The 21,103-nt window shown below is 69.9% G+C and carries 21 protein-coding genes and 1 tRNA gene; 6 read left to right on the forward strand and 16 right to left on the reverse strand.

Features of this window, described 5'->3' with window-relative positions:
* Window positions 1-56 precede the first annotated feature (56 nt).
* From WFJ97_RS05315 to WFJ97_RS05325, 3 genes are all read right to left on the reverse strand, one after another.
* Complete coding sequence (locus tag WFJ97_RS05315; protein ID WP_282185340.1) at window positions 57-1,439, reverse strand: PhoH family protein; 1,383 nt, start codon at window positions 1,437-1,439, stop codon at window positions 57-59.
* Between the two features lie 158 nt (window positions 1,440-1,597).
* The gene (locus WFJ97_RS05320) at window positions 1,598-2,728 is read right to left on the reverse strand and encodes an aminotransferase class V-fold PLP-dependent enzyme (protein ID WP_247623013.1); all 1,131 of its coding nucleotides are present in this window, start codon (window positions 2,726-2,728) and stop codon (window positions 1,598-1,600) included.
* Between the two features lie 54 nt (window positions 2,729-2,782).
* Entirely contained in the window at window positions 2,783-3,562 is a 780-nt protein-coding gene (locus tag WFJ97_RS05325) for an isoprenyl transferase (RefSeq protein ID WP_247623014.1), read from the reverse strand.
* A 144-nt stretch (window positions 3,563-3,706) separates the two neighbouring features.
* On the opposite strand from WFJ97_RS05325, the gene trhA reads away from it, so the two are divergent.
* Window positions 3,707-4,393, forward strand: coding sequence for a PAQR family membrane homeostasis protein TrhA (gene trhA, locus WFJ97_RS05330; protein WP_247624710.1), 687 nt, complete (start codon window positions 3,707-3,709; stop codon window positions 4,391-4,393).
* 4 nt (window positions 4,394-4,397) lie between these two features.
* Here the strand turns inward: trhA and WFJ97_RS05335 are convergent, their stop codons facing one another.
* On the reverse strand, window positions 4,398-4,697 hold the full coding sequence (locus WFJ97_RS05335; RefSeq protein ID WP_247623015.1) for a hypothetical protein: 300 nt from the start codon (window positions 4,695-4,697) through the stop codon (window positions 4,398-4,400).
* A gap of 68 nt (window positions 4,698-4,765) precedes the next feature.
* On the opposite strand from WFJ97_RS05335, the gene WFJ97_RS05340 reads away from it, so the two are divergent.
* Together WFJ97_RS05340 and greA are read left to right on the forward strand one after the other, a co-directional pair.
* A complete protein-coding gene (locus tag WFJ97_RS05340; RefSeq protein ID WP_247623016.1) occupies window positions 4,766-5,152 on the forward strand; it encodes a DUF4307 domain-containing protein in 387 nt (128 codons plus the stop codon).
* Between the two features lie 96 nt (window positions 5,153-5,248).
* The gene (gene greA / locus WFJ97_RS05345; RefSeq protein ID WP_247623017.1) at window positions 5,249-5,737 is read left to right on the forward strand and encodes a transcription elongation factor GreA; all 489 of its coding nucleotides are present in this window, start codon (window positions 5,249-5,251) and stop codon (window positions 5,735-5,737) included.
* Window positions 5,738-5,797: 60 nt separating this feature from the next.
* On the opposite strand, the gene ilvA is transcribed toward greA, so the two are convergent.
* A complete protein-coding gene (gene ilvA, locus WFJ97_RS05350) occupies window positions 5,798-7,027 on the reverse strand; it encodes a threonine ammonia-lyase (protein ID WP_247623018.1) in 1,230 nt (409 codons plus the stop codon).
* Window positions 7,024-8,220, reverse strand: a complete 1,197-nt coding sequence (locus WFJ97_RS05355) for an AI-2E family transporter (protein ID WP_247623019.1) — start codon at window positions 8,218-8,220, stop codon at window positions 7,024-7,026. The genes ilvA and WFJ97_RS05355 overlap by 4 nt, the downstream gene beginning before the upstream one ends.
* Window positions 8,221-8,317: 97 nt before the next feature.
* Here WFJ97_RS05355 and WFJ97_RS05360 point away from each other — a divergent pair, with 97 nt between their 5' ends.
* Window positions 8,318-9,574, forward strand: a complete 1,257-nt coding sequence (locus WFJ97_RS05360) for a winged helix-turn-helix domain-containing protein (protein ID WP_336640724.1) — start codon at window positions 8,318-8,320, stop codon at window positions 9,572-9,574.
* On the forward strand, window positions 9,571-10,524 hold the full coding sequence (locus tag WFJ97_RS05365) for a hypothetical protein (protein WP_336640725.1): 954 nt from the start codon (window positions 9,571-9,573) through the stop codon (window positions 10,522-10,524). Before WFJ97_RS05360 ends, WFJ97_RS05365 begins: the two co-directional genes overlap by 4 nt.
* Before the next feature lie 33 nt (window positions 10,525-10,557).
* Here WFJ97_RS05365 and WFJ97_RS05370 read toward each other — a convergent pair whose 3' ends face one another.
* The 3 genes from WFJ97_RS05370 to WFJ97_RS05380 all read right to left on the reverse strand — a co-directional run bounded on the left by WFJ97_RS05370 (window position 10,558) and on the right by WFJ97_RS05380 (window position 13,773).
* Window positions 10,558-11,124, reverse strand: coding sequence for a LemA family protein (locus WFJ97_RS05370; protein WP_247623022.1), 567 nt, complete (start codon window positions 11,122-11,124; stop codon window positions 10,558-10,560).
* Between the two features lie 91 nt (window positions 11,125-11,215).
* A complete protein-coding gene (locus tag WFJ97_RS05375; RefSeq protein WP_336640726.1) occupies window positions 11,216-12,529 on the reverse strand; it encodes a D-arabinono-1,4-lactone oxidase in 1,314 nt (437 codons plus the stop codon).
* The gene (locus WFJ97_RS05380; RefSeq protein ID WP_336640727.1) at window positions 12,526-13,773 is read right to left on the reverse strand and encodes an alanine racemase; all 1,248 of its coding nucleotides are present in this window, start codon (window positions 13,771-13,773) and stop codon (window positions 12,526-12,528) included. The genes WFJ97_RS05375 and WFJ97_RS05380 overlap by 4 nt, the downstream gene beginning before the upstream one ends.
* Window positions 13,774-13,861: 88 nt before the next feature.
* Between WFJ97_RS05380 and WFJ97_RS05385 the strand changes: the two genes are divergently transcribed.
* Window positions 13,862-13,934 (forward strand) — tRNA-Leu (locus WFJ97_RS05385).
* A gap of 17 nt (window positions 13,935-13,951) precedes the next feature.
* Here WFJ97_RS05385 and WFJ97_RS05390 read toward each other — a convergent pair.
* The 7 genes from WFJ97_RS05390 to WFJ97_RS05420 form a co-directional block, all read right to left on the reverse strand.
* Window positions 13,952-14,737, reverse strand: a complete 786-nt coding sequence (locus tag WFJ97_RS05390; RefSeq protein ID WP_336640728.1) for a cation-transporting ATPase — start codon at window positions 14,735-14,737, stop codon at window positions 13,952-13,954.
* 286 nt (window positions 14,738-15,023) lie between these two features.
* A complete protein-coding gene (locus tag WFJ97_RS05395; RefSeq protein WP_336640729.1) occupies window positions 15,024-16,526 on the reverse strand; it encodes an NAD(P)/FAD-dependent oxidoreductase in 1,503 nt (500 codons plus the stop codon).
* Window positions 16,527-16,564: 38 nt separating this feature from the next.
* Window positions 16,565-17,887 (reverse strand): S8 family serine peptidase, encoded by a 1,323-nt coding sequence (locus WFJ97_RS05400; RefSeq protein ID WP_336640730.1) that lies wholly within the window; start codon window positions 17,885-17,887, stop codon window positions 16,565-16,567.
* Window positions 17,884-18,426: a DUF501 domain-containing protein gene (locus WFJ97_RS05405; RefSeq protein ID WP_247623028.1), complete on the reverse strand. Its 543-nt coding sequence runs from the start codon at window positions 18,424-18,426 to the stop codon at window positions 17,884-17,886. The genes WFJ97_RS05400 and WFJ97_RS05405 overlap by 4 nt, the downstream gene beginning before the upstream one ends.
* A gap of 46 nt (window positions 18,427-18,472) precedes the next feature.
* Window positions 18,473-18,946, reverse strand: a complete 474-nt coding sequence (locus WFJ97_RS05410) for an FtsB family cell division protein (RefSeq protein WP_247623029.1) — start codon at window positions 18,944-18,946, stop codon at window positions 18,473-18,475.
* 100 nt (window positions 18,947-19,046) lie between these two features.
* Window positions 19,047-20,327 (reverse strand): phosphopyruvate hydratase, encoded by a 1,281-nt coding sequence (eno, locus tag WFJ97_RS05415; protein WP_247623030.1) that lies wholly within the window; start codon window positions 20,325-20,327, stop codon window positions 19,047-19,049.
* Between the two features lie 116 nt (window positions 20,328-20,443).
* Window positions 20,444-21,103 carry an O-methyltransferase gene (locus WFJ97_RS05420; protein WP_336640731.1) on the reverse strand — a complete coding sequence of 220 codons (660 nt, stop codon included), beginning with the start codon at window positions 21,101-21,103 and terminating at the stop codon, window positions 20,444-20,446.

The raw sequence follows: 21,103 nt of genomic DNA on the forward strand, positions 1-21,103 counted from the left end.
GAACGCCGGTCCCTTTCGGGGCCGGCGTTCTTTGCCTTCTCGGATGAGACGGACCGTTAGCTCAGCTCACCGCCCTCGAGGAGTTCGGTGACCAGGGCCGCGATCGCGGAGCGCTCGGAGCGCATGAGCGTGACGTGCGCGAACAGGTCGTGTCCCTTCAGCGTTTCGATCACGCTGGCGATGCCGTCGTGGCGTCCGACGCGGAGGTTGTCGCGCTGACCGACGTCGTGCGTGAGGATGACCCGCGAGTTCTGACCCATGCGGCTGAGCACGGTGAGGAGCACATTGCGCTCGAGGGACTGGGCCTCGTCGACGATCACGAAGGCGTCGTGGAGCGAACGGCCGCGGATGTGCGTGAGCGGCAGGACCTCGAGGATGCCGCGTTCGACGACCTCCTCCATCACATTGCCCGAGACCACGGAGCCGAGCGTGTCGAAGACCGCCTGGCCCCAGGGCCCCATCTTCTCGCCCTGGTCGCCCGGGAGGTATCCGAGCTCCTGCCCACCGACCGCGAACAGCGGACGGAAGACGATGATCTTCTTCTGCTGCTGCCGCTCCAGCACGGCCTCCAGCCCGGCGCAGAGCGCCAGGGCCGACTTGCCGGTACCCGCACGACCACCCAGCGAGACGATGCCGACGTCGGGGTCGGTGAGCAGGTCGATGGCGATCCGCTGCTCGGCCGAGCGCCCGTGCATCCCGAAGATGTCACGGTCGCCACGAACCAGCTTGTACTCGCCCTCCCCGGTCACCCGTCCGAGGGCGGAACCCCGCTCCGAGTGGATGATGAGGCCGGTGTTCACCGGAAGACCGCGGGCCTCCTCGCTGATGCCGACCTCGCTCTCGTACAGGTCGCTGATGTCGTCGCCCGAGAGGTTCAGCGTCGAGATGCCGGTCCAGCCGGAGTCGATCGCCTGCTCGGCGAGGTATTCCTCGGCTCGGAGCCCGAGCGACGCCGCCTTCACCCGCATCGGCAGGTCCTTCGAGACGATCGTGACGTCCTGGCCGTCCTGGGCGAGATGCATCGCGACCGACAGGATGCGGGTGTCGTTGTCGCTCAGGCGGATGCCCGCGGGGAGCACCGAGGAGTCGGTGTTGGCGAGCTCCACCCGGAGCGTGCCGCCCTCGCCGACCTCGACCGGGAAGTCGAGACGCCCGTGCTCGATGCGCAGGTCGTCGAGGTGCCGGAGCGCCTGTCGGGCGAAGTATCCGATCTCGGGGTCGTGACGCTTGCCCTCGAGCTCGGTGATCACGACCACCGGGAGGACGACGGAGTGCTCGGCGAATCGGAAGAACGCCTGCGGATCGCTCAGCAGAACCGAGGTGTCGAGGACGTAGGTGCGGAGATCCTGATCCGGATCCGATGACGACGCCCGTCGATTCGACTGACGGGTGGACTGCTGCGCGGTGCTGGTGGACTGCTGCGCTGAACGTGTGGTCACGACCCACTCCCGACCCGGGGAATCCCGGCTATTCGAACGAGTCGACCAGGGGGTCACGAGTCGCTTGCCTGTGGCCGACCCGATCGGGCACCATGCCCGATGCCTTGAAGGTACGACCAGCCGCCGACTTTTCCTCGGCTCGACACGCCAGCGAAGTGTTACGCGATGGTGAACGTCTCGTTGCCGAATCCGGCGAGCGCGTCGTCGAGCATCCGGATGGTCTCGTCGTCGGTGCCGGCATGCGGGGCCACCCGTACCGCCGAACCACGAGCGGTCACCACGACACCGGCGTTGGCGAGTGCGGCTGCGAGGCGGGCAGGCTCCTCCGGCGCGAGGGCGACGATCCCCGCGCGCCGCTCACGCTCGCGCGGAGAGACGACCGTGATACCGTGCCGGTCGGCGATCTCGATGACCGCGTCGACGCGGCCCGCGAGATGCTCCTCGATCGCCGCGATCCCGGCATCGCGCACGGTGCGTGCGCCGACGGCCAGGCGACCCGCCGCGAGCGTGTCGGGACCGCTGGTCGTGAACGCGCGCGCGGATGCCGCGGGCGCAGGGCGCTCGTCGACCGCGAGCCCCTCCCCCTCGGTGCCGGTGATCCCGCTGAGCACCGGGGCGAGGCGCTCACGCGCCAGATCCGAGAACCAGGCGAAGCCGGTCCCGCGCGCGGCGCGCAGCCACTTGTAACCGTGCCCCACGACGACGTCGGCGACGCGGAAGTCGGTGTCGACGATGCCGAAGGACTGCACGGCGTCGACGATGAGCAATCGGTCCGGGCCGATCACCTCCCGCAGCGCCGCGAGGTCGGCACGGTAGCCCGTGCGGAAGTCGACGTGGCTCACGGCGAGGGCGGTGACATCGTCGTCGAGCGCCTCCGCGACGGCATCCGGGGTCACACGGCCGTCGGCCGGGTCGATCCATCGCGGCACGACCGTGCCCTGCGAGAAGGCGGCCGCGCGATCGAGCGTCAGGCTGACGCTCGGGAACTCGGCGGTCGAGGCGATCACCGTGCCCCGTGCGCCGTAGAGCGCCTGGGCGAGTCCCTGGGTCGACGACGGCTGCACCGTCACGTCCTCGGCATCCGCCTGCAGGATGTCGGCGACGACCTCGCGCGCCTGGGTGACGCGCTCCGCGACGAGCGCGAGCGAGGCGGGGCGTCCGCTGCCGAGGAGGTCGGCGTCGGCGAAGACCTCCTCGCGCACCGATGGCGACAACGGTCCGAATGCAGCCCAGTTGAGATAACCGGGTTCGACGTCGAACGTGGCCAAGTAGTCGTGGATGGTGCTCACCGAGTAAGTCTGGCACGATGGCGGCACGGTGACGACTCCCTCTCGGGCGTCCCGTCACCGCCCGAAACGACGGTCCCGATCCGCGAAGTCGCGCATCGCCCGGAGGAAGTCGACCTCGCGCAGGTCCGGTCCGAGAGCCTCGACGAAGTAGAACTCGCTATGGGCGCTCTGCCACAGGAGGAAGTCGCTGAGGCGCTGCTCGCCGCTCGTGCGGATCACGAGGTCGGGATCCGGCTGTCCTCCGGTGTAGAGGTGCTCCCCGATCATCTCCGGCGTGAGTTGCGCCGCGAGGTCCTCCATCGTGCCGCCGGACGCCTCGTGCGTCACCAGGATGCTGCGCACCGCGTCGACGATCTCGTTCCGGCCGCCGTAGCCGACGGCCAGGTTGACGTGGAGTCCCGTGTGGTCCTTCGTGCGCTCCTCGGCATCGGCGAGGACCCGGGCGAGATCCGTCGGAAGGATGTCGGAGCGCCCGACGTGCTTGACGCGCCAGTTGCCCTCCCACGACAGGCCTTCGGCGAGATCGGCGATGATCTCGATCAGATCCGCCAGCTCGGCCGAGTCGCGCTTGAGGAGGTTGTCGCTCGAGAGCAGGTACAGCGAGACCACGCGCACGCCGAGTTCATCGCACCAACCGAGGAACTCGCGCATCTTGATCGCACCGGCGCGGTGTCCGTGAGCGGCCGTGGCGTAGCCGAGCTGTCGTGCCCATCGACGGTTGCCGTCGATCATCATCGCGATGTGGTGCGGAACGGACGCCGGATCGAGGCGGCGGCGCAGCCGGTTGCTGTAGAGCCGGTACAGCGGCCCACGCCCCTGGTTATCCCCTGACATCACCTTCCTACGCTACAGCGTCCTCCCCCTCGCCGCCGGTGCGGATGCTGTGGACATGTACGGCTGGCGGAATGCCACCGCGAATAGAGTGTGCACGTGAGCACTCCCGAAGACTCCGGCCCCGACCTCCCTCAGCTGCCCCTCATGGAGGCTGCCGCAGCCGATGCCGTGATCGAGGTCAAGCCCTCGTGGCGCGGATGGGTCCACGCCGGCACCTTCCCCGTGGCGATCGCCGCGGGCGTCGTGCTCATCGTGCTCTCGGAGGGAGCGCCCGCCAAGTGGGCCGCCGCGGTGTTCATGGCGTCATCGTTGCTGCTCTTCGGCAACTCCGCCCTGTACCACCGCTTCAACTGGGGCCCGCGCACGAAGATCGTGCTCAAGCGCATCGATCACGCGAACATCCTGCTGCTGATCGCCGGCACCTACACGCCGCTCGCGACGCTCGCCCTCCCGCCGGAGAAGGGCACGCTGCTGCTCTTCCTGGTCTGGGGCGGCGCCCTGCTGGGCATCCTGTTCCGGGTGTTCTGGATCCACGCCCCGCGGTGGCTGTACGTCGCGCTCTACCTGCTGCTGGGCTGGGCCGCCGTGATGTACATCGTCGACCTGCTCAACGCGAACGTCGCCATGATGGTGCTCGTCATCGTGGGCGGACTGCTCTACACGGGCGGGGCGATCGTCTACGCGCTCAAGAAGCCGAACCCGTGGCCCGGGCACTTCGGCTTCCACGAGATCTTCCACGTGTGCACGGTGCTGGCATTCCTCTGCCACTGGACGGCGTGCCTGCTGATCGCCCTCGCACCGCTGTCGCCCTCGCTCGGCGTACCCGCCTGATCGGTCAGGCCGGGCGCGGACCGTCGTCTGCAGGATCGTCGTCGCCCTCGCGCACGATCGGCAGGTCGGCATCCGTCTCGGTCGCCTCGTCGGCGGCGCGGGCGGCCTCCTCGGCGTCGAGCTCGTCGCGCACCTCCTCGCGGTAGCGCACGCGGCGGATACGGCGGTTCATGTCCCAGATCAGCAGGATGACGGCGATCAGGACGACGACGATCGCCGCGAACCCGACGAAGCCGGGGGTGACGGACTCCGGGTCGACGGTCATCGTGGGCGTCGGCATCGGGGTCTCGGACAGAGCGAGCATGAATCGGCCTTTCGTACGCAGGTCGCATAACCTGTAATCACCAGCCTAACGATCGGGAGACCTGCAGCGTGACGACCCCAGAGCAGCTCGACGAACGGTACGGACGCACCCGCAGGCGCCGCGCCCCCTGGATCATCGCCGGAATCGTCGCGATCCTGCTCGTCGGCGGCTACGGGTGGGGCATCGTGGCGCAGTCGATGAACCAGGTCGATGCCGACGACCTGGGATACACGCTGGTCGACGAGCACAGCGTCGACGTGCGGTTCCAGATCACCGGCGTTCAGGGCAAGGACGTGGTCTGCATCGTCGAGGCCCTCGACGAGGAGTTCGGCGTGGTCGGGTGGAAGGTCGTCGAGATCCCCGCCGGCGACAGCCACGCGCAGGCCCTCGCCGCCACCATCCCGACCGTGGCCGAGGCCACGACAGGTTTGGTGAACACCTGCTGGGTCGCTTAGACTCGACGCAGAACGACGACGCCCTGGCAAGTGCCGGGGCGTCTTGGCATATCCCCCGCCGCGAGCGGGAGCGATACCGAAAGAAGGAGCTTCGTCATGTCCACGGACGCTCAGGTTCCCTTCCTCACGCAGGAAGCCTACGACCGGCTCGTCGCCGAGCTCGAGAACCTCTCCACCACGGGCCGCGACGAGATCGCGAAGCGCATCGAGGCCGCTCGCGAAGAGGGCGATCTCAAGGAGAACGGCGGCTACCACGCCGCGAAGGACGAGCAGGGCAAGCAGGAGGCGCGCATCCGCACGCTCGAGAACCTGCTCAAGACCGCCAAGGTCGGCGAGGCACCGGCCAGCCGCGGCGTCGTCGAGCCCGGCACGGTCGTCACGGCGCTCGTCGCCGGCGGCGAAGAGGTCTTCCTCCTCGGCAGCCGTGAGATCGCGGTCGGCAGCGACCTCGACGTGTACAGCGAGGCCAGCCCGCTCGGACAGGCCATCCTCGGCCTGAAGGTCGGCGAGAAGTCGTCGTACGAGGCTCCCAACGGGCGCTCGATCTCGGTCGAGATCGTCAACGTCGAGACGTACACCGGCTGACACCCCCTCACGCAGAACGCCCCTCGGCCCGCAGGCACGAGGGGCGTTCTGCGTTCGGCGTCAGTCCGGAACGACGATGGGCTCGAAACCCTCGCGGCGGAGCGTGTCGAGCGTGTGCTCGGAGTGCTCGGGTCCGCGGGTCTCGACGCTGAGTTCGAGGATCACGTCGCTGATCTGCAGACCGTGCCCGTGACGGGTGTGCATCGCCTCGATGACGTTCGCTCCCGCTTCCGCGATCAGCTCCGAGACGCGCGCGAGCTGGCCGGGACGATCCGGAAGGGGGATGCGGATGGTCAGGTAGCGGCCGGAGGCGGCGAGACCGTGCGAGACGACGCGCTGCAGCAGGAGCGGATCGATGTTCCCTCCCGACAGCACCGCCATCGTCGTGCCCGTCGCCTCGATCTTCCCCGACAGGATCGCGGCGACACCCGCCGCGCCCGCGGGCTCGACGACGACCTTCGCCTGCTCGAGGAGGATGAGAATCGCCCGGGCCAGATCGTCGTCGGAGACGGTCACGACCTCGTCGACGAGGTCCTTGATGATGTCGAACGGGATCGCCCCGGGACGGGCGACGAGGATGCCGTCGGCGATGGTCGGACGCGTCTCGATGTCGACCGGGTGGCCGGCTGCGAGCGACGGCGGCACGGCCGCGGCGTTTTCGGCCTGCACACCGATGATGCGCACCTCGCGGCCGAGTTCGGCGGCGCGCGCCTTGACCGCCGCGGCCACGCCGGCGATGAGCCCTCCCCCGCCGATGCCGAGCACGATCGTATCGACCTCGGGGGCGTCGGCGAGCAGCTCGAGGCCGAGCGTGCCCTGGCCGATCACCACGTCGCGGTGGTCGAACGGGGGGATGAGCACGGCTCCGGTCCGCTCGGCGAACTCCGCTGCCAGTCGCAACGAGGTGGCGACGGTCTCGCCCTCGAGCACGACCTCGGCGCCGTAGCCGCGCGTGGCGAGCAGCTTGGGCACCGGCACGCCCAGCGGCATGAAGATCGTCGCCGGGATGCCCAGCGCTTGGGCGGCGAGCGCGACGCCCTGCGCGTGGTTGCCTGCGGACGCCGCGACCACGCCGCGAGAGCGCTCTTCGGCGCTCAGCCGCGACAGCCGGTAGGCCGCGCCGCGGATCTTGAAGGAGCCGGTGCGCTGCAGGTTCTCCATCTTCAGCAGCACCGGTGCGCCGAGGATGTCGGACAGTGCGCGGGAGGGCAGCGTGGGCGTGTGCGAGATCACCTCAGCCAGACTCTGAGCTGCGTGCTCGAACTCGGTCAGGCTGGGGACTGCGCTCATCGATTTCTCCGTCTCCGCTGTCGCGGTACTGTGCTCCAGATCAGATCTGCATCTGGTTGGTCTCCGGTGCGCCACGACCCGGTGCTGACGGTCACGGCGGCCACGTTCACGAATGCGGCCAGCGGCACGGCGAACAGTGCGCCGGGGATGCCGCCGATCATGGATCCTCCGGCCACCACCAGCACGACCGCCAGGGGGTGCACCTTCACGGCGGACCCCATCAGGATCGGCTGCAGGACATGGCCCTCGAGCTGCTGGACCCCGAGCACGACGATGAGCATCGCCAGGGCGATCCACGGGCCGTTGTAGACGAGGGCGAGCAGCACCGCGATCGCGCCGGTCACGACGGCACCGACGATCGGGATGAAAGATCCGAGGAAGACGAGCACCGCGACGGGGAGGGCGAGGGGAACACCGAGAAGGGCCGCTCCGGTGCCGATGCCGACCGCGTCGATCGCGGCGACGAGCAGCTGCGTGCGTGCGTAGTTGACGATCGTCGACCAGCCGTTGTGGGCCGCGCTGTCGGCGGCGGGACGCGCCTTGCGCGGGAAGAGCCGGAGCGTCCACCGCCAGATCCCCGCTCCGTCGGCCAGCAGGCAGATGAGGATGAACAGCGACAGGACGGCTCCGGTCACGACGTGGGCGGCCGTGGTTCCGACGGCGAGAGCCCCGTTGAGGAGGAGCTGGGCCTGCTCGTTGACGAGTTCGAACGCCTGATCGATGTAGCCCTGGATCTGCTTCTCGGTCAGGTGCAGCGGACCGTCGAGGAGGAACTGCCGGAACTGCTCGACCGCGGCCCCTGTGCGCGCCTGCACGTCCGGGAGCTGGGCGCGGATCTGCCAGATCACGAGCCAGAGCAGGGTCGAGACGATCGCGATCGTGCCGAGGATCGAGATCGCGACGGCGAGCCACCGGGGGAACCGGTGCCGCAGCATCCACTCGAACGCGGGCCACAGCAGAGCGGTGATGAGGATGCCGACCATCAGCGGGATCACGAGCAGCTTGAGCTGGATGACGATCCAGATGAACCCCGCGACGACCGCGGCGATCAGGAGCAGACGCCACGCGTAGCCCGCCGTGATGCGCAACGGGAGGGGCACGGCCTCCTCCGCCTCGGTCGTCACCGTCCGGTCGGTCGAGACCGGGCGCGGACGCAGGAGATCCCTCAACCGCGGTCGCTGCTCGTCGCTCATCGCCCAAGTCTACGGCGATGCCGTATGCCGTCAGACGCATCCTTCGGCGGCCGGTCACGCGCCCGCGATGTCGGCGGCCGGGGCTACGCTTTCCGACGTGACCGAAACCCTCAGCGCCGCTCAGGCGCGGCGCATCGCCCTCGCCGCTCAGGGGTTCACACGTGCGCGCCCGAAAGACGTCTCCTCGCGGCACGTGCATCGGGCGATGGAGCGACTCGGTGTGCTGCAGATCGACTCCGTCAACGTCTTCGCCCGGTCGCACTACATGCCCCTGTTCTCCCGTCTGGGAGCCTACGAACCGGCCCTCCTCGACCGCGTGTTCCTCTCACGCACCACCCACTACGTCGAGTACCTCGCCCACGAGGCGACGTTCATCCCGATCGAGGACTGGCCGCTCTGGCAGTTCCGGATGGACGACTTCCGCCGACGCTGGTCGGGCGACGAGTCCTGGATGAGCCAGAACGCGCGCACCCTGACCTGGGTGCAGGATGAATTGCGCGCCCGCGGCCCGCTGCGGCCGGTGGACCTGCGCGAAGATGCACCGCGCGAGCGAGGGACGTGGTGGGACTGGGACGACGTCAAACTCGCCCTCGAGCACCTCTGGCGCACGGGCGACGTGGCGATCAGCGGTCGCAAGGGATTCGAGCGCACCTACGCGCTTGCCGAGCACGTCATCCCCGCCGATGTGCGCGCCCGGACGATTCCCCGCTCCGATGCGATCCGCGAGCTCGTGCGCCGCGCCGCACGTTCGTCCGGCGTCGCGACGCAGTCCGATCTCGCCGACTACTACCGCATCCGCGACCGCGCTGCGGTCTCCCAGGCGATCGCCGATCTCTCGGATGCCGGGGAGCTCGTCCCCGTACGGGTTCGCGGATGGGAGCGCGGCGGGCGCCCCCTCCCCGCCTGGCGGCATCGGGACAGCGTCCTGCCCCGCGCCCTCGGGAGCGCCGCACTGCTCACCCCGTTCGATCCCGTCGTGTGGTTCCGCGATCGAGCGCTGCGCATCTTCGACCTCGACTACCGCATCGAGATCTACGTCCCGGCCGAGAAACGTCGCTACGGCTACTACTCGTTGCCCGTGCTCGTCGGCGACCGCATCGTGGCCCGCGTCGATCTCAAGGCCGACCGTTCCACGTCCACGCTGCAGGTGCAGTCGGCCTGGTGGGAGCCGCAGGCCCGACCCGAAGACGCCGAACCGATCGCCCGCGAACTCGCTCTCGCCGCCGCCTGGCAGCGGCTCGAGCACGTATCGGTGTCGGGCTGGGGCGACGCGTCCGACGCGATCCACGGAGCGCTGCACGCCCTCGGCGGCGACGTTCGCCGGCACGTTCACGCTCGGGAGACGGACGGATGACCGAGCGCAGTACGACGGATCCGCACCCGAGCCCACGACGCAGGAGCACTCGGCCCTGGGTATGGCTCGTCGCCGCGATCGTCGCCGTGCTCCTCGTCGGTGCGGGCATCGTGATTTGGCAGGCGCAGTCGCGGGCGGGCTCGGCCGACGAGGCGGCGCACGCGTATCTCCGGGCGCTCGAGTCCGGCGACGCCGCGGCGGTGCAGGCCACCGGGATCGACGTCTCGGACGAGGCGCTCCAGGCGTTCGACGGCGCGCATTCGGTCGTCTCCGAGGCCACCGTGGTCTCGGTAGAGGCGACGGGATCGAGCGCGGTGGCGCACGTGTCGTTCGTGCTGGGTGATGCCGAGCACGACGCCGACCTCGCTCTCACCCGTTCCGACGGTCGGTGGGTCCCGGACGGATCGGGCCTCGCCGAGGTGACGGTCTCGACGACCGCGGGTACGGCCGTTGCGATCGAAGGCACGGTGCTCGATGCCTCCGAGGCGCTCTTCCTCGTCCCCGCCGTCTACACGGTCGCGGCCGCGCCGACCGCGTACCTGTCGGGGTCGATCGACGTCGTGGCGCTTCCGGGCGCGGCCGACGACGTCGAGGTCGAGACGTCGCTGCGGCCCGAGGCGACGGAAGCGGCGCAGCAGCGACTCGACGAACTCCTCGAGGCATGCGCGGCGGAAACGGCCCTCCCGACCGACGGCTGCGGCATCCGCATCCCCTGGGGAACCGAGTTCCGCACGGTCGACGACGTCGCATTCCGCATCGACACGATGCCGACCGTGGTGCTCGCCGACGACGGCGCGAGCTTCACCGCGAGCGGCGGGGAGCTCGTGGCGACCCTCACCGGCACCGCTCGCGACGGCGGTTCGCGCACGACCACCTATCGCAGCGAGGACTGGGCGGTGCGGGGAGACGTGACGTTGGCCGGAAACGAGATGACCCTCACCGTGTGGTGAGGGTCATTCACGAAAGCGGAATGCGGAACGCGATCAGAACTGGACGCGCGGCGGCTCGGAGATCGCTCCGCTGTCAGCGACCTCGAAGAACTCGCGCTCGGTGAATCCCAGGCCCTTGGCGAAGAGATTGTTCGGGAACACCTTGATCTTGGTGTTGAGCTCGCGCACACCGCCGTTGTAGAACCGGCGCGCAGCCTGGATCTTGTCTTCGGTGTCGACGAGAGCCTGCTGCACCTGGAGGAAGTTCGTGCTGGCCTGCAGCTGCGGGTACGCCTCGGCGACGGCGAACAGGCTGCGCAATGCCTGCTGCAGGTGGCCCTCGGCGATGCCGGCCGCACCGGGCCCGCTCGCGGAGAGCGTCTCGGCGCGCGCACGGGTCACGTTCTCGAAGACGGCCTTCTCGTGCGAGGCATAGCCCTTGACGGTCTCGATGAGGTTGGGGATGAGGTCGGCTCGACGCTTGAGCTGGACGGTGATGCCGCTCCATGCCTCATCGACGCGGACGTTCAACTGAACCAGCGAGTTGTACGTGGCCCACAGATAGATGCCGACCAGCAGAATCACGCCGACGATGATCAGTACCGGCACGAGCCATTCCATCAGAGGCCCACCCTTCCTCGTGTTTCTCTCATCCTATCCACCGCGCCTGCACGTGGACTGGGCATGACGCGTCTCGGACCTGTGAATGCGTTCAGGCTCCGAGAACGCGATCGAGATACCGATTGCGGAAGAGCCGATCGGGGTCGAGCCGGTCGCGCAGCGCGACGAAATCGTCGAATCGGGGATACCGCTCACGCAGCTGATCGGCGTTCAGCGTGTGCAGCTTCCCCCAGTGCGGGCGCCCGCCGTGCTCGTGCATGATCTGCTCGACCGCCTCGAAGTACTCCGTGGGGTCGGCCCGCCAGTAGCGGTGCACGGCGATGTAGGCGCTGGCTCTCCCGTAGGCCGTCGACAACCAGCGGTCGTCCTCCGCCGCGAACCGCACCTCGAGCGGGAACTCGATGCGCCATCCGCGCTGGGCGATCAGCGCCTGCACGGCGCGGAACACCGGAACGATCCGCTCCGCCGGCACGGCGTACTCCATCTCGCGGAAGCGCACGTTGCGCGACTGCGTGAGCACCCGGTGCGAGCGGTCGGTGTACTCCCGATCGCCCGTGAGCTTGACGGCGAGGCGGCTGAACGGGGGCGTGACCGCGGGCACCACCTGGCCCGCGGCGCACACCGCGCGGTAGACGCCGTTCGAGAGCAGCGACTCGTCGACCCATTTGCCGAGGAGAGGGAGCGGCTTGCGCACCGCCGACTCGTCGAGACGGGTCTGCCGCTTCGTGAGCGCGACGTCGGTGTGCGGGAACCAGTAGAACTCGAAGTGATCCGATGCCGCCGCGCGATCGTGGAGCGTCGCGAGCACATCTGCGAGCGGGGCGGGCGCATCGACGGCGTGCAGTACGAAGGCGGGAACGCACTGCAGCGTCACCTCGACGAGGATCCCGAGGGCTCCGAGTCCGAGAGCGACGGCCGGAAGCAGATCGCTGTTCTGCTCGTCGTCGACCCGGAGGAACTCGCCCGCGGCGGTCACCAGTGTGACGCCGACGACCTGCGCCGCGAGTCCCCCGAAACCGGTACCCGTGCCGTGCGTTCCCGTGGAGATCGCCCCGGAGATCGACTGCCGGTCGATGTCGCCCAAGTTCTCCATCGCGAGGCCGAACGGGGCGAGCAGACCGGGGATGCGGTGCAGACGAGTGCCGGCGAGCAGGGTCACGCGGCCGGTCGTGGCGTCCGCCGACACCAGGCCCTGCAGATCGTCGAGCTCGAGCAGCACGCCCGGGGCGACCGCGATCCCGGTGAAACTGTGCCCGGCGCCGACGGCCTTGATCGTCAGCCCCTGCGAGGCGGCGGCCACGACGGCGCGCTGTACCCCTTCGGGCGTGCGCGGGCGCTCGACACGGACGGGCTTGACGGATGCCGACCGCCCCCAGTTCTGCCAGGTGCCGCCGATTCTCGTCACAGGAACGCCTTTCCTTCGCCGCGATAGGTGGGCAGCTCGTCGACGATCTCGTCGCCCGAGACGAGCTGATAGCGATCGATGCGCTCCGCCGGTTCGCCGCTCTTCGCGTGCCGGAACCAGACGCGGTCGCCGACACCGAGCGAGGCGGCAGCCGGGCCCTGCAACGGCGTCTGCACCTCGCCCGCGGCTTCGCGCGGCAGGGTGCGCAGACCCTCCGGCCACACCGGTCGGGGCTGACGGGAGGCGACGGGCGGACCCGACGCGATCCATCCTCCGCCGAGAACGGTGGCGATGTCAGAGGCGGGGCGTCGCACCACGTCGAACGCGAACGCGGATGCCGGAGCGGGTCGGAACGAGCGGTACCCGTCGAAGAGGTGGCCTCCGAGAAGACCGCTCCCGGCGCTCGCCTCGGTGAGCGATTCGTCACTCGCCGTGAACTCGAGCGAACCCGTGCCGCCGCCGTTGAGGAAGTCGAGATGGGCGACCTCGGCGACCGCCGAGACGATGGCGGCCCGCCGCTCCCGCAGCTCGGCCCGGGAACGCGCCTGGACGAGACGGATGAGCGGAGCATCCGACCCTGCGTCGTCGCCCTGCCCGGCGATCTGGGCGTCGTACATCTGCAACCCGACCAGCCGGAACCCGGGGCGTGCCGCCACTTCGCGGGCGAAAGCCGCGACCTCACCCGCACTGAAGAGGGCCGAGCGGCGAACCCCGATGTGACCGAGCAGGGCCGAGCGCCACGACGCGTCGACGTCGATCGCGACGCGGATCTCCGGCCGACGACCGGCACCGGCGACGCTGTCGATGAAATCGAGGTGCGCAGGGTCATCGACCATCAGGGTGACGCGCCGGGCCGCCTGCTCGTCGGCGAAGAGCCGCACGAGTGCGGCCCGGTCGACCGTGGGATAGCCGATGACGATGTCGTCGTGCGTCTCGGCCAGCCACAGCGCCTCGGCGAGCGTGAAGGCGAGGATGCCCCGGTAGCCCGGAAGAGCCAGCACCGCGTCGAGCACGGCGCGCACACGCACCGACTTCGACGCGACCCGGATCGGCAGACCCCCCGCGCGGACGAGCATGTCCATCGCGTTGTAGCGGAGCGCGTCGCGATCGATCACGGCCACGGGGGCCGGCAGATGCGCGGTCGCGGCCGACAGGCGCGGCCAGTATCTCGCGGGGTCCTCCCACTCGGGGGACACCCCGGTGCGGTGCGGATCGGGGCTCAGTTCGGCTGTGAGGTCGAGCACTCCCCCACCCTACGGCTTCTCGGACTCAGGGTCACGGGTCGCGGGACCGGATCGCACACGAAGGCTTCGATAGGCTGGCCACGACGAGGCCCCCGTAGCCCAATGGCAGAGGCAGGCGACTTAAAATCGCTTCAGTCTGGGTTCGAGTCCCAGCGGGGGCACTCCTCGTGGTCGCGGATCACCGCCCGAAGAGATCGCGGATGTCGGGAAGCCCGAGCTCCCCGAGCTTGTCCCCCCAGCCGCTCGCCGTCTCGCCCAGCCCGCTGACCGCCTCGCCGGCCGACCCGACGACGCCCTCGGCCGCGCCCGCGAAGCCTTCGACGTCGATGCCCGCTGCGATCGCCTCGAGGTCGACGCCCTCGGCGAGAGCCGTGAAGTCGACGCCCAGGTTCGCCGCCTGGTCGAGCAGCGGGCCGGCGACGGTACTCAGCACTGCACCGCCCGCGACCGCCCCGAGCACACCGACCGCTGCGCCACCGACGGCACCCGCCGCGCCGAGCCCGCGACCGCCGCCGCGAACGCGCGAGAGCAGCCCCCGCATCCGCCCGGGCTTCGCCGCCTCGGCTCGGCCGGCCGCCCGGGCGAGGTTGTCGGCCGAGGCGGATGCCGGGCGCTCGTGCGGAGGGAGCTCCGCACGCATGCGGTCCTCGATCTGTGCGCGCTGCGCCGGGGTGAGGCGCTCGAACGCCTCGCGGTGCATCTGCTCGATGCGCTGCGGGTCAGCGGTCTGCATCAGGTAGTCGTAGCGCGCGATCGCCGCGCGGTCGGCGTCGGAGGCCGCCGCGCCGGCGCGCGGAGCGGCGGCATACGCTCCCGGCGCGGGCGGAGGCGAGTAGGGGTCGTGGCCGCGCGCCGGCTGTCGCGGAGCCACGGTCTGCGGCGCGGCCTGATCCCGGCGGCGATCACCGGAGTCGAGGTCGAGCGCCTGCGTGGCCATTCCGATGAGGCGGGAGAGCTTTCCCATGATGCGATTCCTTCGGGTCGTGTGCGGACGACCACGGGAACCACGACGGGAGGAGACGAGGGATCCACGGCTGTCCGCGACGGCGGACGCCAGGTCTCCTCCACCCCGGACGGGGCCGGTGGGCCGGGACACATCGACATGTCCGTAATGACGACACCACCGCAGACGGGAGTACTCCCCTTGCATGCTCGAGAGTAGCGATCGCACCTATGAGCCCCGTGCGAATACGGGCTGACGCACGAACGCCCCGACTCCGGGCGGGAGTCGGGGCGTTCGATGACGCGGATTACTTCGCGGCGGCGGGCTCGGAGGCCTTCTCGACAGCCGGCTTCTTCGCGGCGGGCTTCTTGGCCGGAGCCTTCTTCGCCGGAGCCTTGTCAGCCGGAGCCTTCTCGGCATTCTCGGCCGCGGCATCCGTCTTGGCCGAAGCCGTCTCGGCGGGCGCAGCGGGCGATGCGGCCGGAGCGGCCGGACGCGGACGAGCCGCGAACTCTTCGAAGACGTAGCGCGGGTTCTGCACGGTCTGCAGGTTCACGATGTCGCGACCGAGCCACAGGTTGTTCCACCAGCCCCACAGCACGCGCCACTTGCGCTCCCACGTCGGCATCGCGAGCCCGTGGTAGCCACGGTGCGCGACCCAGGCGACGAAGCCCTTGAGCGCGATCTTCCCGGACTGGAACACACCGTTGTAGAGGCCGAGACCGGCGACGGCACCCAGGTTCTTGTGGAAGTACTCCTTGGGGTCCTCACCACGGAGGACGGCCACGAGGTTCTTCGCGAGCAGCTTGGCCTGACGCACGGCGTGCTGCGCGTTCGGCACGCAGAAGCCGCCGACGCCACCGCCCGAGAGGTCGGGGACGGCCGAGACGTCACCGGCGGCCCAGGCGCCCTCGACGAAGGCCTCCGGGGTTCCGACGCGCAGGTCAGCGCGGGTCTGGATGCGGCCGCGCTCCTCGACGGGCAGGTCGCCGCCGCGCACGACGGTCGGGTTCGCCATGACACCGGCGGTCCAGACGATCACGTCGGTCGGAATGACCTCACCGGTCGACAGCTCGACGTTGCCGTCGACCGCGCTCGTGAGCTGCGTGTCGAGGTGCACGTTGGCGCCGCGCTTGGCGAGGTCCTTGAGCACCCACTCGCTGGTCGGCAGCGAGACCTCGGGCATGATGCGGCCCATCGCCTCGATGAGGTGGAAGTGGGTGTCCTCGAAGCTCAGCTGCGGGTACTTGCCGACGAGCGACGAGGCGAGCGAGCGCAACTCGGCGAACACCTCGATGCCGGCGAACCCGCCACCGACGACGACGACGGTCAGCAGGCGGTCGCGCTCGGGGCCGGCGGGCAGCGACGCGGCCTTGTCGAAGTTCGACATGACGCGGTCGCGGATCGCGACGGCCTCTTCGATCGTCTTGAGGCCGATCGCGTTGTCGGCGATGCCCGGGATCGGGAACGTGCGCGACACGGCACCGGCGGTGACGACGATCTGGTCGTAGGCGAACTCGTACGGCTCACCCGACGGCGGCGTGATCGTGGCGACCTTCTCGGCGTGGTTGATGTTCGTCACCTTGGCGGTGATCACGTTCGTGCGCTTGAGGTGGCGACGGTGCGCGACGACCGAGTGACGCGCCTCGATCGAACCTGCAGCGACCTCGGGCAGGAACGGCTGGTACGTCATGTACGGCAGCGGGTCGACCATGGTGACGTCGGCTTCGCCCTTGCGCAGGTGCTTCTCGAGCTTCCATGCGCTGTAGAAGCCTGCGTAGCCTCCACCGACGATCAGAATCTTGGGCACAGTGCTGTTCTGAGGCACAGGGGGACAACTCCTCGGAGTCAGGAATGTGGCGTACGTCGAACGCGCGCCGATCGGATGCGCCGGGCAGCTGCGGTGACGCCAAGCCCCACCAGGATACCAGGGACTGTGAGTGCGACGAGCGGCAGGGTACCGTAGCGCAGTGAATCGGCGCTGGGAAGGAGCGGGGAACCCGGTTCGGTCGGTGCGTCGGCGGCGGGGAGCGGGGGAACCTCCACCGGCGTCGCCTCGGGTTCCGGCTCGGGATCGGCCGCCGCGGCCCGGCGATAGAGCCGCACCCACTCGGCGAGATCTCCCATCGGGTTCTTGTCGACCGAGGGGAGCTCAGCGGAGATCGCCGCCGCGGCATCCACGAGTCCGTATCCGTAGAGCGGATCGGGGACCTCGGTGACACCGGGCACCGGGATCGCGGTCTTGATGATGCGGTTGATCACATCGATGGCCTGGATTTCGGGGTGGGCCGACCGGATCAGCGCGGCGATGCCCGCGACGATCGGTGCTGCGCCGCTGGTGCCGTTCCAGGAGGCGAGCTTGCCGTCGGCCGAGATGCCCAGCAGCCCCTCGCTCGGCGCCGAGATGCCGATCGTGATGCCCTGCGTCGACGCCTCGACGCTGGCCGTGCCGGTCTGGTCGACGCCGCCGACCGTGAGCACGCCCGGGATGGTCGCGGGAGCACCGATGATGCTCGTGCCGCTCCCCCGGTTGCCGGCGGCGACCACCACGACGACATCGTGGTCGAAGGCGTAGAGGAACGCGTCGTCCCAGCTCTCGTCCCAGTCGAGCGTGTTCGTGGTGAAGGAGAGGTTGATCACGTCGGCGCCGTGATCGACCGCCCAGCGCATCGCCTCGGCGACCTGCTCGCTGAAGGGCACGGCGGCCGCTGCCCCGAAGCCGACCGATATCGACAGGAGATTCGCTTCGGGGGCGACCCCGATCATGCCGGTGCCGTCGGCGGCACCTCGGGCGGCCGCGAGCGACGCGACCCAGGAGCCGTGGTTGCCGTCGACCGCGCCCAACGCGGTGCGGCCGTCGGGCGATCCGGTTCCCGACACGTCGGTGCCGCCGATGACCGCGTCGCCGAAGGCCTCGGGCACCTTGCCGATGCCGGTGTCGATCACCGCGATCGTGACGCCTTCTCCACGCGTCGTCTGCCAGGCTTCGCGAATCCGTGCGCCGTCGAGCCAGTACTCCTGCGCCCGCACCGGATCGGAGGGATCGTCGGGCACGGGACCGGTGCCCGGCCCCGGACTCGGAGTGGGGGTCGCCGTCGCGCCCAGGAGCAGGACGGACACCGCCACCAGCGCCGCCGCGGCGGTGGTGCGCAGCGTCCGCCGGACCGTCACGCCGACGGATCCGTCTCGTCGCGGAGCGCCGCTCCGGGCGCATCGCAGCGGCACACCTCGGGCGACCAGCTCGAGCGGGCGAGGGCGAGATCGCCGATCGGGTTGACTCCCGGGCCTGCCGCGAGCGCGTGCCCGGCCAGTGCGTGCAGGCACTTCACGCGCGTCGGCATTCCCCCGGCGGAGATCCCGTCGATCTCGGCGACCTCGCCGAACTGCGCACGGTCGGCGAGATACGCCCGGTGCGCGGCGAGGTAGCCGGCGGCCACGTCGTCATCGGTCTCGAGGAGCGCGGCGAGCTCGGGCATCACCTGCGTGGCCTCGAGCGTCGACATCGCGGCCGTCGCCGCCGGATGCGTCAGGTAGTAGAAAGTCGGGAACGGGGTTCCGTCGGGCAGGCGGGGCGTCGTGGAGACGACCGTCGGGTTGCCGCAGGCGCAGCGCGCGGCGATGCCGACGACTCCGCGGACGGGGCGCCCGAGCTGGGCCGTCACGACGGCGAGCTCGGCGGCGGTGGGCGCGGGGAAAGGCGGCGTGGTCACCCCACCAGCGTAGGGGAGGCTGCCGAGAGGATGCTCGGAGCGCCGGTCACTGCGCGACGGCGGCGGTGTCGCTCAGACCGCTCGACACCAGGGTGCGCAGGAGCTGCGGCATCCAGTCGGCCGGCTTCTCCTCGAGCGTGTCGCTCACCGGCTCCTGCTCGCGCGGGAGGTCGGTGGCGTCGAGGTCGTTGTCGATGAGGAAGACGACCTCGCCCGGCTTGACGTAGTAGAGGCGCTCACGCGCCTGCGTCGTGATGTACGCCGGGTCGTCCCAGCGTTCGCGCTCCTGCTCGAGTTCGGCGATCTGCTCCTCGCTGACCTGCACCGAAGCCTCGAGGGCAGCGATCTTCTGCCGCTGGTCGATGAACGTGCCGAGCGTCGGCACGAGCACCCAGGCACCCAGCACCACGAGCGACAGCATGATGACCGAGAACGCCGAGAGACGGATGCCGGCGGCCCACTCCCGCACGTCGACCTTCGCCTCGGCCCCGCGACGACGGCGCGACGCGGGCGTGGTCACGGAAGCCTTTCCGGATGCCGTCGCGGACGGCCCCGGAGACGCCGAAGGAGGAGCCGGTCGTCGTACCACGGCTCCTCCTTCATCGATGTCTCAGCTGCGATCAGCCCTGGTAGCGCGGGAACGCCGAGCGGCCGGCGAAGACCGCCGCATCGCCCAGTTCCTCTTCGATGCGCAGAAGCTGATTGTACTTCGCGACGCGCTCGCTGCGAGCAGGCGCACCCGCCTTGATCTGACCCGCGTTCGTCGCGACGACCAGGTCGGCGATCGTGGTGTCCTCGGTCTCGCCCGAACGGTGCGAGAGCATCGCCGTGTAGCCCGAGCGCTGCGCGAGGCTGACCGCGTCGAACGTCTCGGTGAGCGTTCCGATCTGGTTGACCTTGACCAGCAGCGAGTTGGCGACACCGCGCTTGATGCCGTCGGCGAGACGGGCAGGGTTCGTCACGAACAGGTCGTCGCCGACGAGCTGCACCTTCGAGCCGAGCGCCTCGGTGAGGTGCTTCCAGTTGTCCCAGTCGTCCTCGGCGAGGGCGTCCTCGATCGTGACGATCGGGAAGTCGTTGACGAGGCCGACGTAGTACTCGGTGAGCGCCTCGGCGTCCCAGTCCTTGTTGTCGAGGCGGTAGACGCCGTCGGTGAAGAACTCGGTCGCGGCGACGTCGAGGCCGAGCGCGATGTCGCGGCCCGGCGTGAAGCCGGCCTTCTCGATCGCCTTGACGAGGAAGTCGAGGCCCTCGCGGTTGCTGGGCAGGTCGGGGGCGAAGCCGCCCTCGTCGCCGAGGCCCGTCGCGTAGCCGGCGGCCTTCAGCTCGCTGCGCAGCACGTGGTAGGTCTCGACGCCCCAGCGCAGGGACTCCGAGTAGGTCTCGGCACCGATCGGCGCGAGGAAGAACTCCTGCATGTCGATGCCGTTGTCGGCGTGCTCGCCGCCGTTGATGACATTGAACAGCGGGACGGGCAGGACATGAGCGTTCGGTCCGCCGAGGTAGCGGAACAGCGGCAGGTCGGCCGAGTCGGCGGCGGCCTTCGCCACGGCGAGGCTGACGCCGAGGATGGCGTTCGCGCCGACGCGCTTCTTGTTCTCGGTGCCGTCGACCTCGATGAGGATCTCGTCGACGATGCGCTGCTCGCTCGCCTCGACACCCTCGAGGGCCGGGCCGAGCTCGTCGATGATGGCCTCGACGGCCTTCAGCACGCCCTTGCCGCCGTAGCGGCTCTTGTCTCCGTCGCGCAGCTCGTACGCCTCGAACGCACCCGTGGAGGCACCGGAGGGAACGGCGGCACGCTGGACGATGCCGTCGTCGAGGAGCACCTCCACCTCGACGGTCGGGTTTCCGCGCGAGTCGAGAATCTCACGTGCGCCTACAGCCTCGATCAGTGCCACTGATGTGCTCCTTGTTCAGGGGGAAGAGTGATGTGGAGCGTCTTCGATCCGTCGCCCAGTCTAGCCCGCCCCCTCCGACGCCTCGAAGCCCTCCCGGGGCGAACAGCAGCCGAACGTCAGACGACCAGGGCGATCGCCACGCCGTCCCAACCCTTGATGCCGACGGTCTGCAGCGCGGTCGCGTCGAATCGCGGATCGGTTCCGAGCATCCGCAGTCCGTCGCGCGTGCCGATCACCTTCGGATCGGTCGAGTCCGCGCGCACGATCTCGCCCTCGCGGCCGATGTTGTCGAGCACGATCACGGTGCCGGGATGACCGAGCTTCGCCGCCCAGTCGAGGTAGATCGTGTTCGACTCCTTGTCGGCGTCGATGAAGACGAGGTCGAACCCGCCGACGAGGGTCGGCAGGACGTCCGCGCCGCGGCCGATCCGGATGTCGACCTGCTCCCCTACCCCCGCGGCGTCGATGCTCGCCCGCGCGACGGCCGCATTCGCCGCCTCGGCCTCGACGGTCACGACGCGCCCCTCGGGACCGACCGCTCGTGCCAACCAGATCGTCGAGTACCCGCCGAGCGTGCCGATCTCGAGCACCCGGCGCGCACCGCTGACGCGGGCGAGGAGGTGCAGGAGCTTGCCGCCGACCGGCGCGACCTCGATCTCGGGGAGGCCCGCCGCGCGCTGCGCGGCGAGCGCGGCCTCCAGGGCATCGTCGTGCCCGACGAGGGTGTCGGCGAGGTAGACGTCGGCGTCCGACCAGGTCTGCGGTGTGGATTCCAT

Source organism: Microbacterium sp. USHLN272, from assembly GCF_037149655.1.
GTDB classification, from domain to species: Bacteria; Actinomycetota; Actinomycetes; order Actinomycetales; family Microbacteriaceae; genus Microbacterium; species Microbacterium galbinum.

Excerpts from the sequence above, each read along its gene's own strand:
- WFJ97_RS05325 (WP_247623014.1), bottom strand. The coding sequence starts at position 3,562 with ATGTCAGGGGATAACCAGGGGCGTGGGCCGCTGTACCGGCTCTACAGC.
- WFJ97_RS05370 (WP_247623022.1), bottom strand. The coding sequence starts at position 11,124 with ATGGAATGGCTCGTGCCGGTACTGATCATCGTCGGCGTGATTCTGCTG.
- WFJ97_RS05355 (WP_247623019.1), bottom strand. The coding sequence starts at position 8,220 with ATGAGCGACGAGCAGCGACCGCGGTTGAGGGATCTCCTGCGTCCGCGC.
- greA (WP_247623017.1), top strand. The coding sequence starts at position 5,249 with ATGTCCACGGACGCTCAGGTTCCCTTCCTCACGCAGGAAGCCTACGAC.
- WFJ97_RS05390 (WP_336640728.1), bottom strand. The coding sequence starts at position 14,737 with ATGGGAAAGCTCTCCCGCCTCATCGGAATGGCCACGCAGGCGCTCGAC.
- WFJ97_RS05420 (WP_336640731.1), bottom strand. The coding sequence starts at position 21,103 with ATGGAATCCACACCGCAGACCTGGTCGGACGCCGACGTCTACCTCGCC.
- WFJ97_RS05335 (WP_247623015.1), bottom strand. The coding sequence starts at position 4,697 with ATGCTCGCTCTGTCCGAGACCCCGATGCCGACGCCCACGATGACCGTC.
- WFJ97_RS05365 (WP_336640725.1), top strand. The coding sequence starts at position 9,571 with ATGACCGAGCGCAGTACGACGGATCCGCACCCGAGCCCACGACGCAGG.
- ilvA (WP_247623018.1), bottom strand. The coding sequence starts at position 7,027 with ATGAGCGCAGTCCCCAGCCTGACCGAGTTCGAGCACGCAGCTCAGAGT.
- trhA (WP_247624710.1), top strand. The coding sequence starts at position 3,707 with ATGGAGGCTGCCGCAGCCGATGCCGTGATCGAGGTCAAGCCCTCGTGG.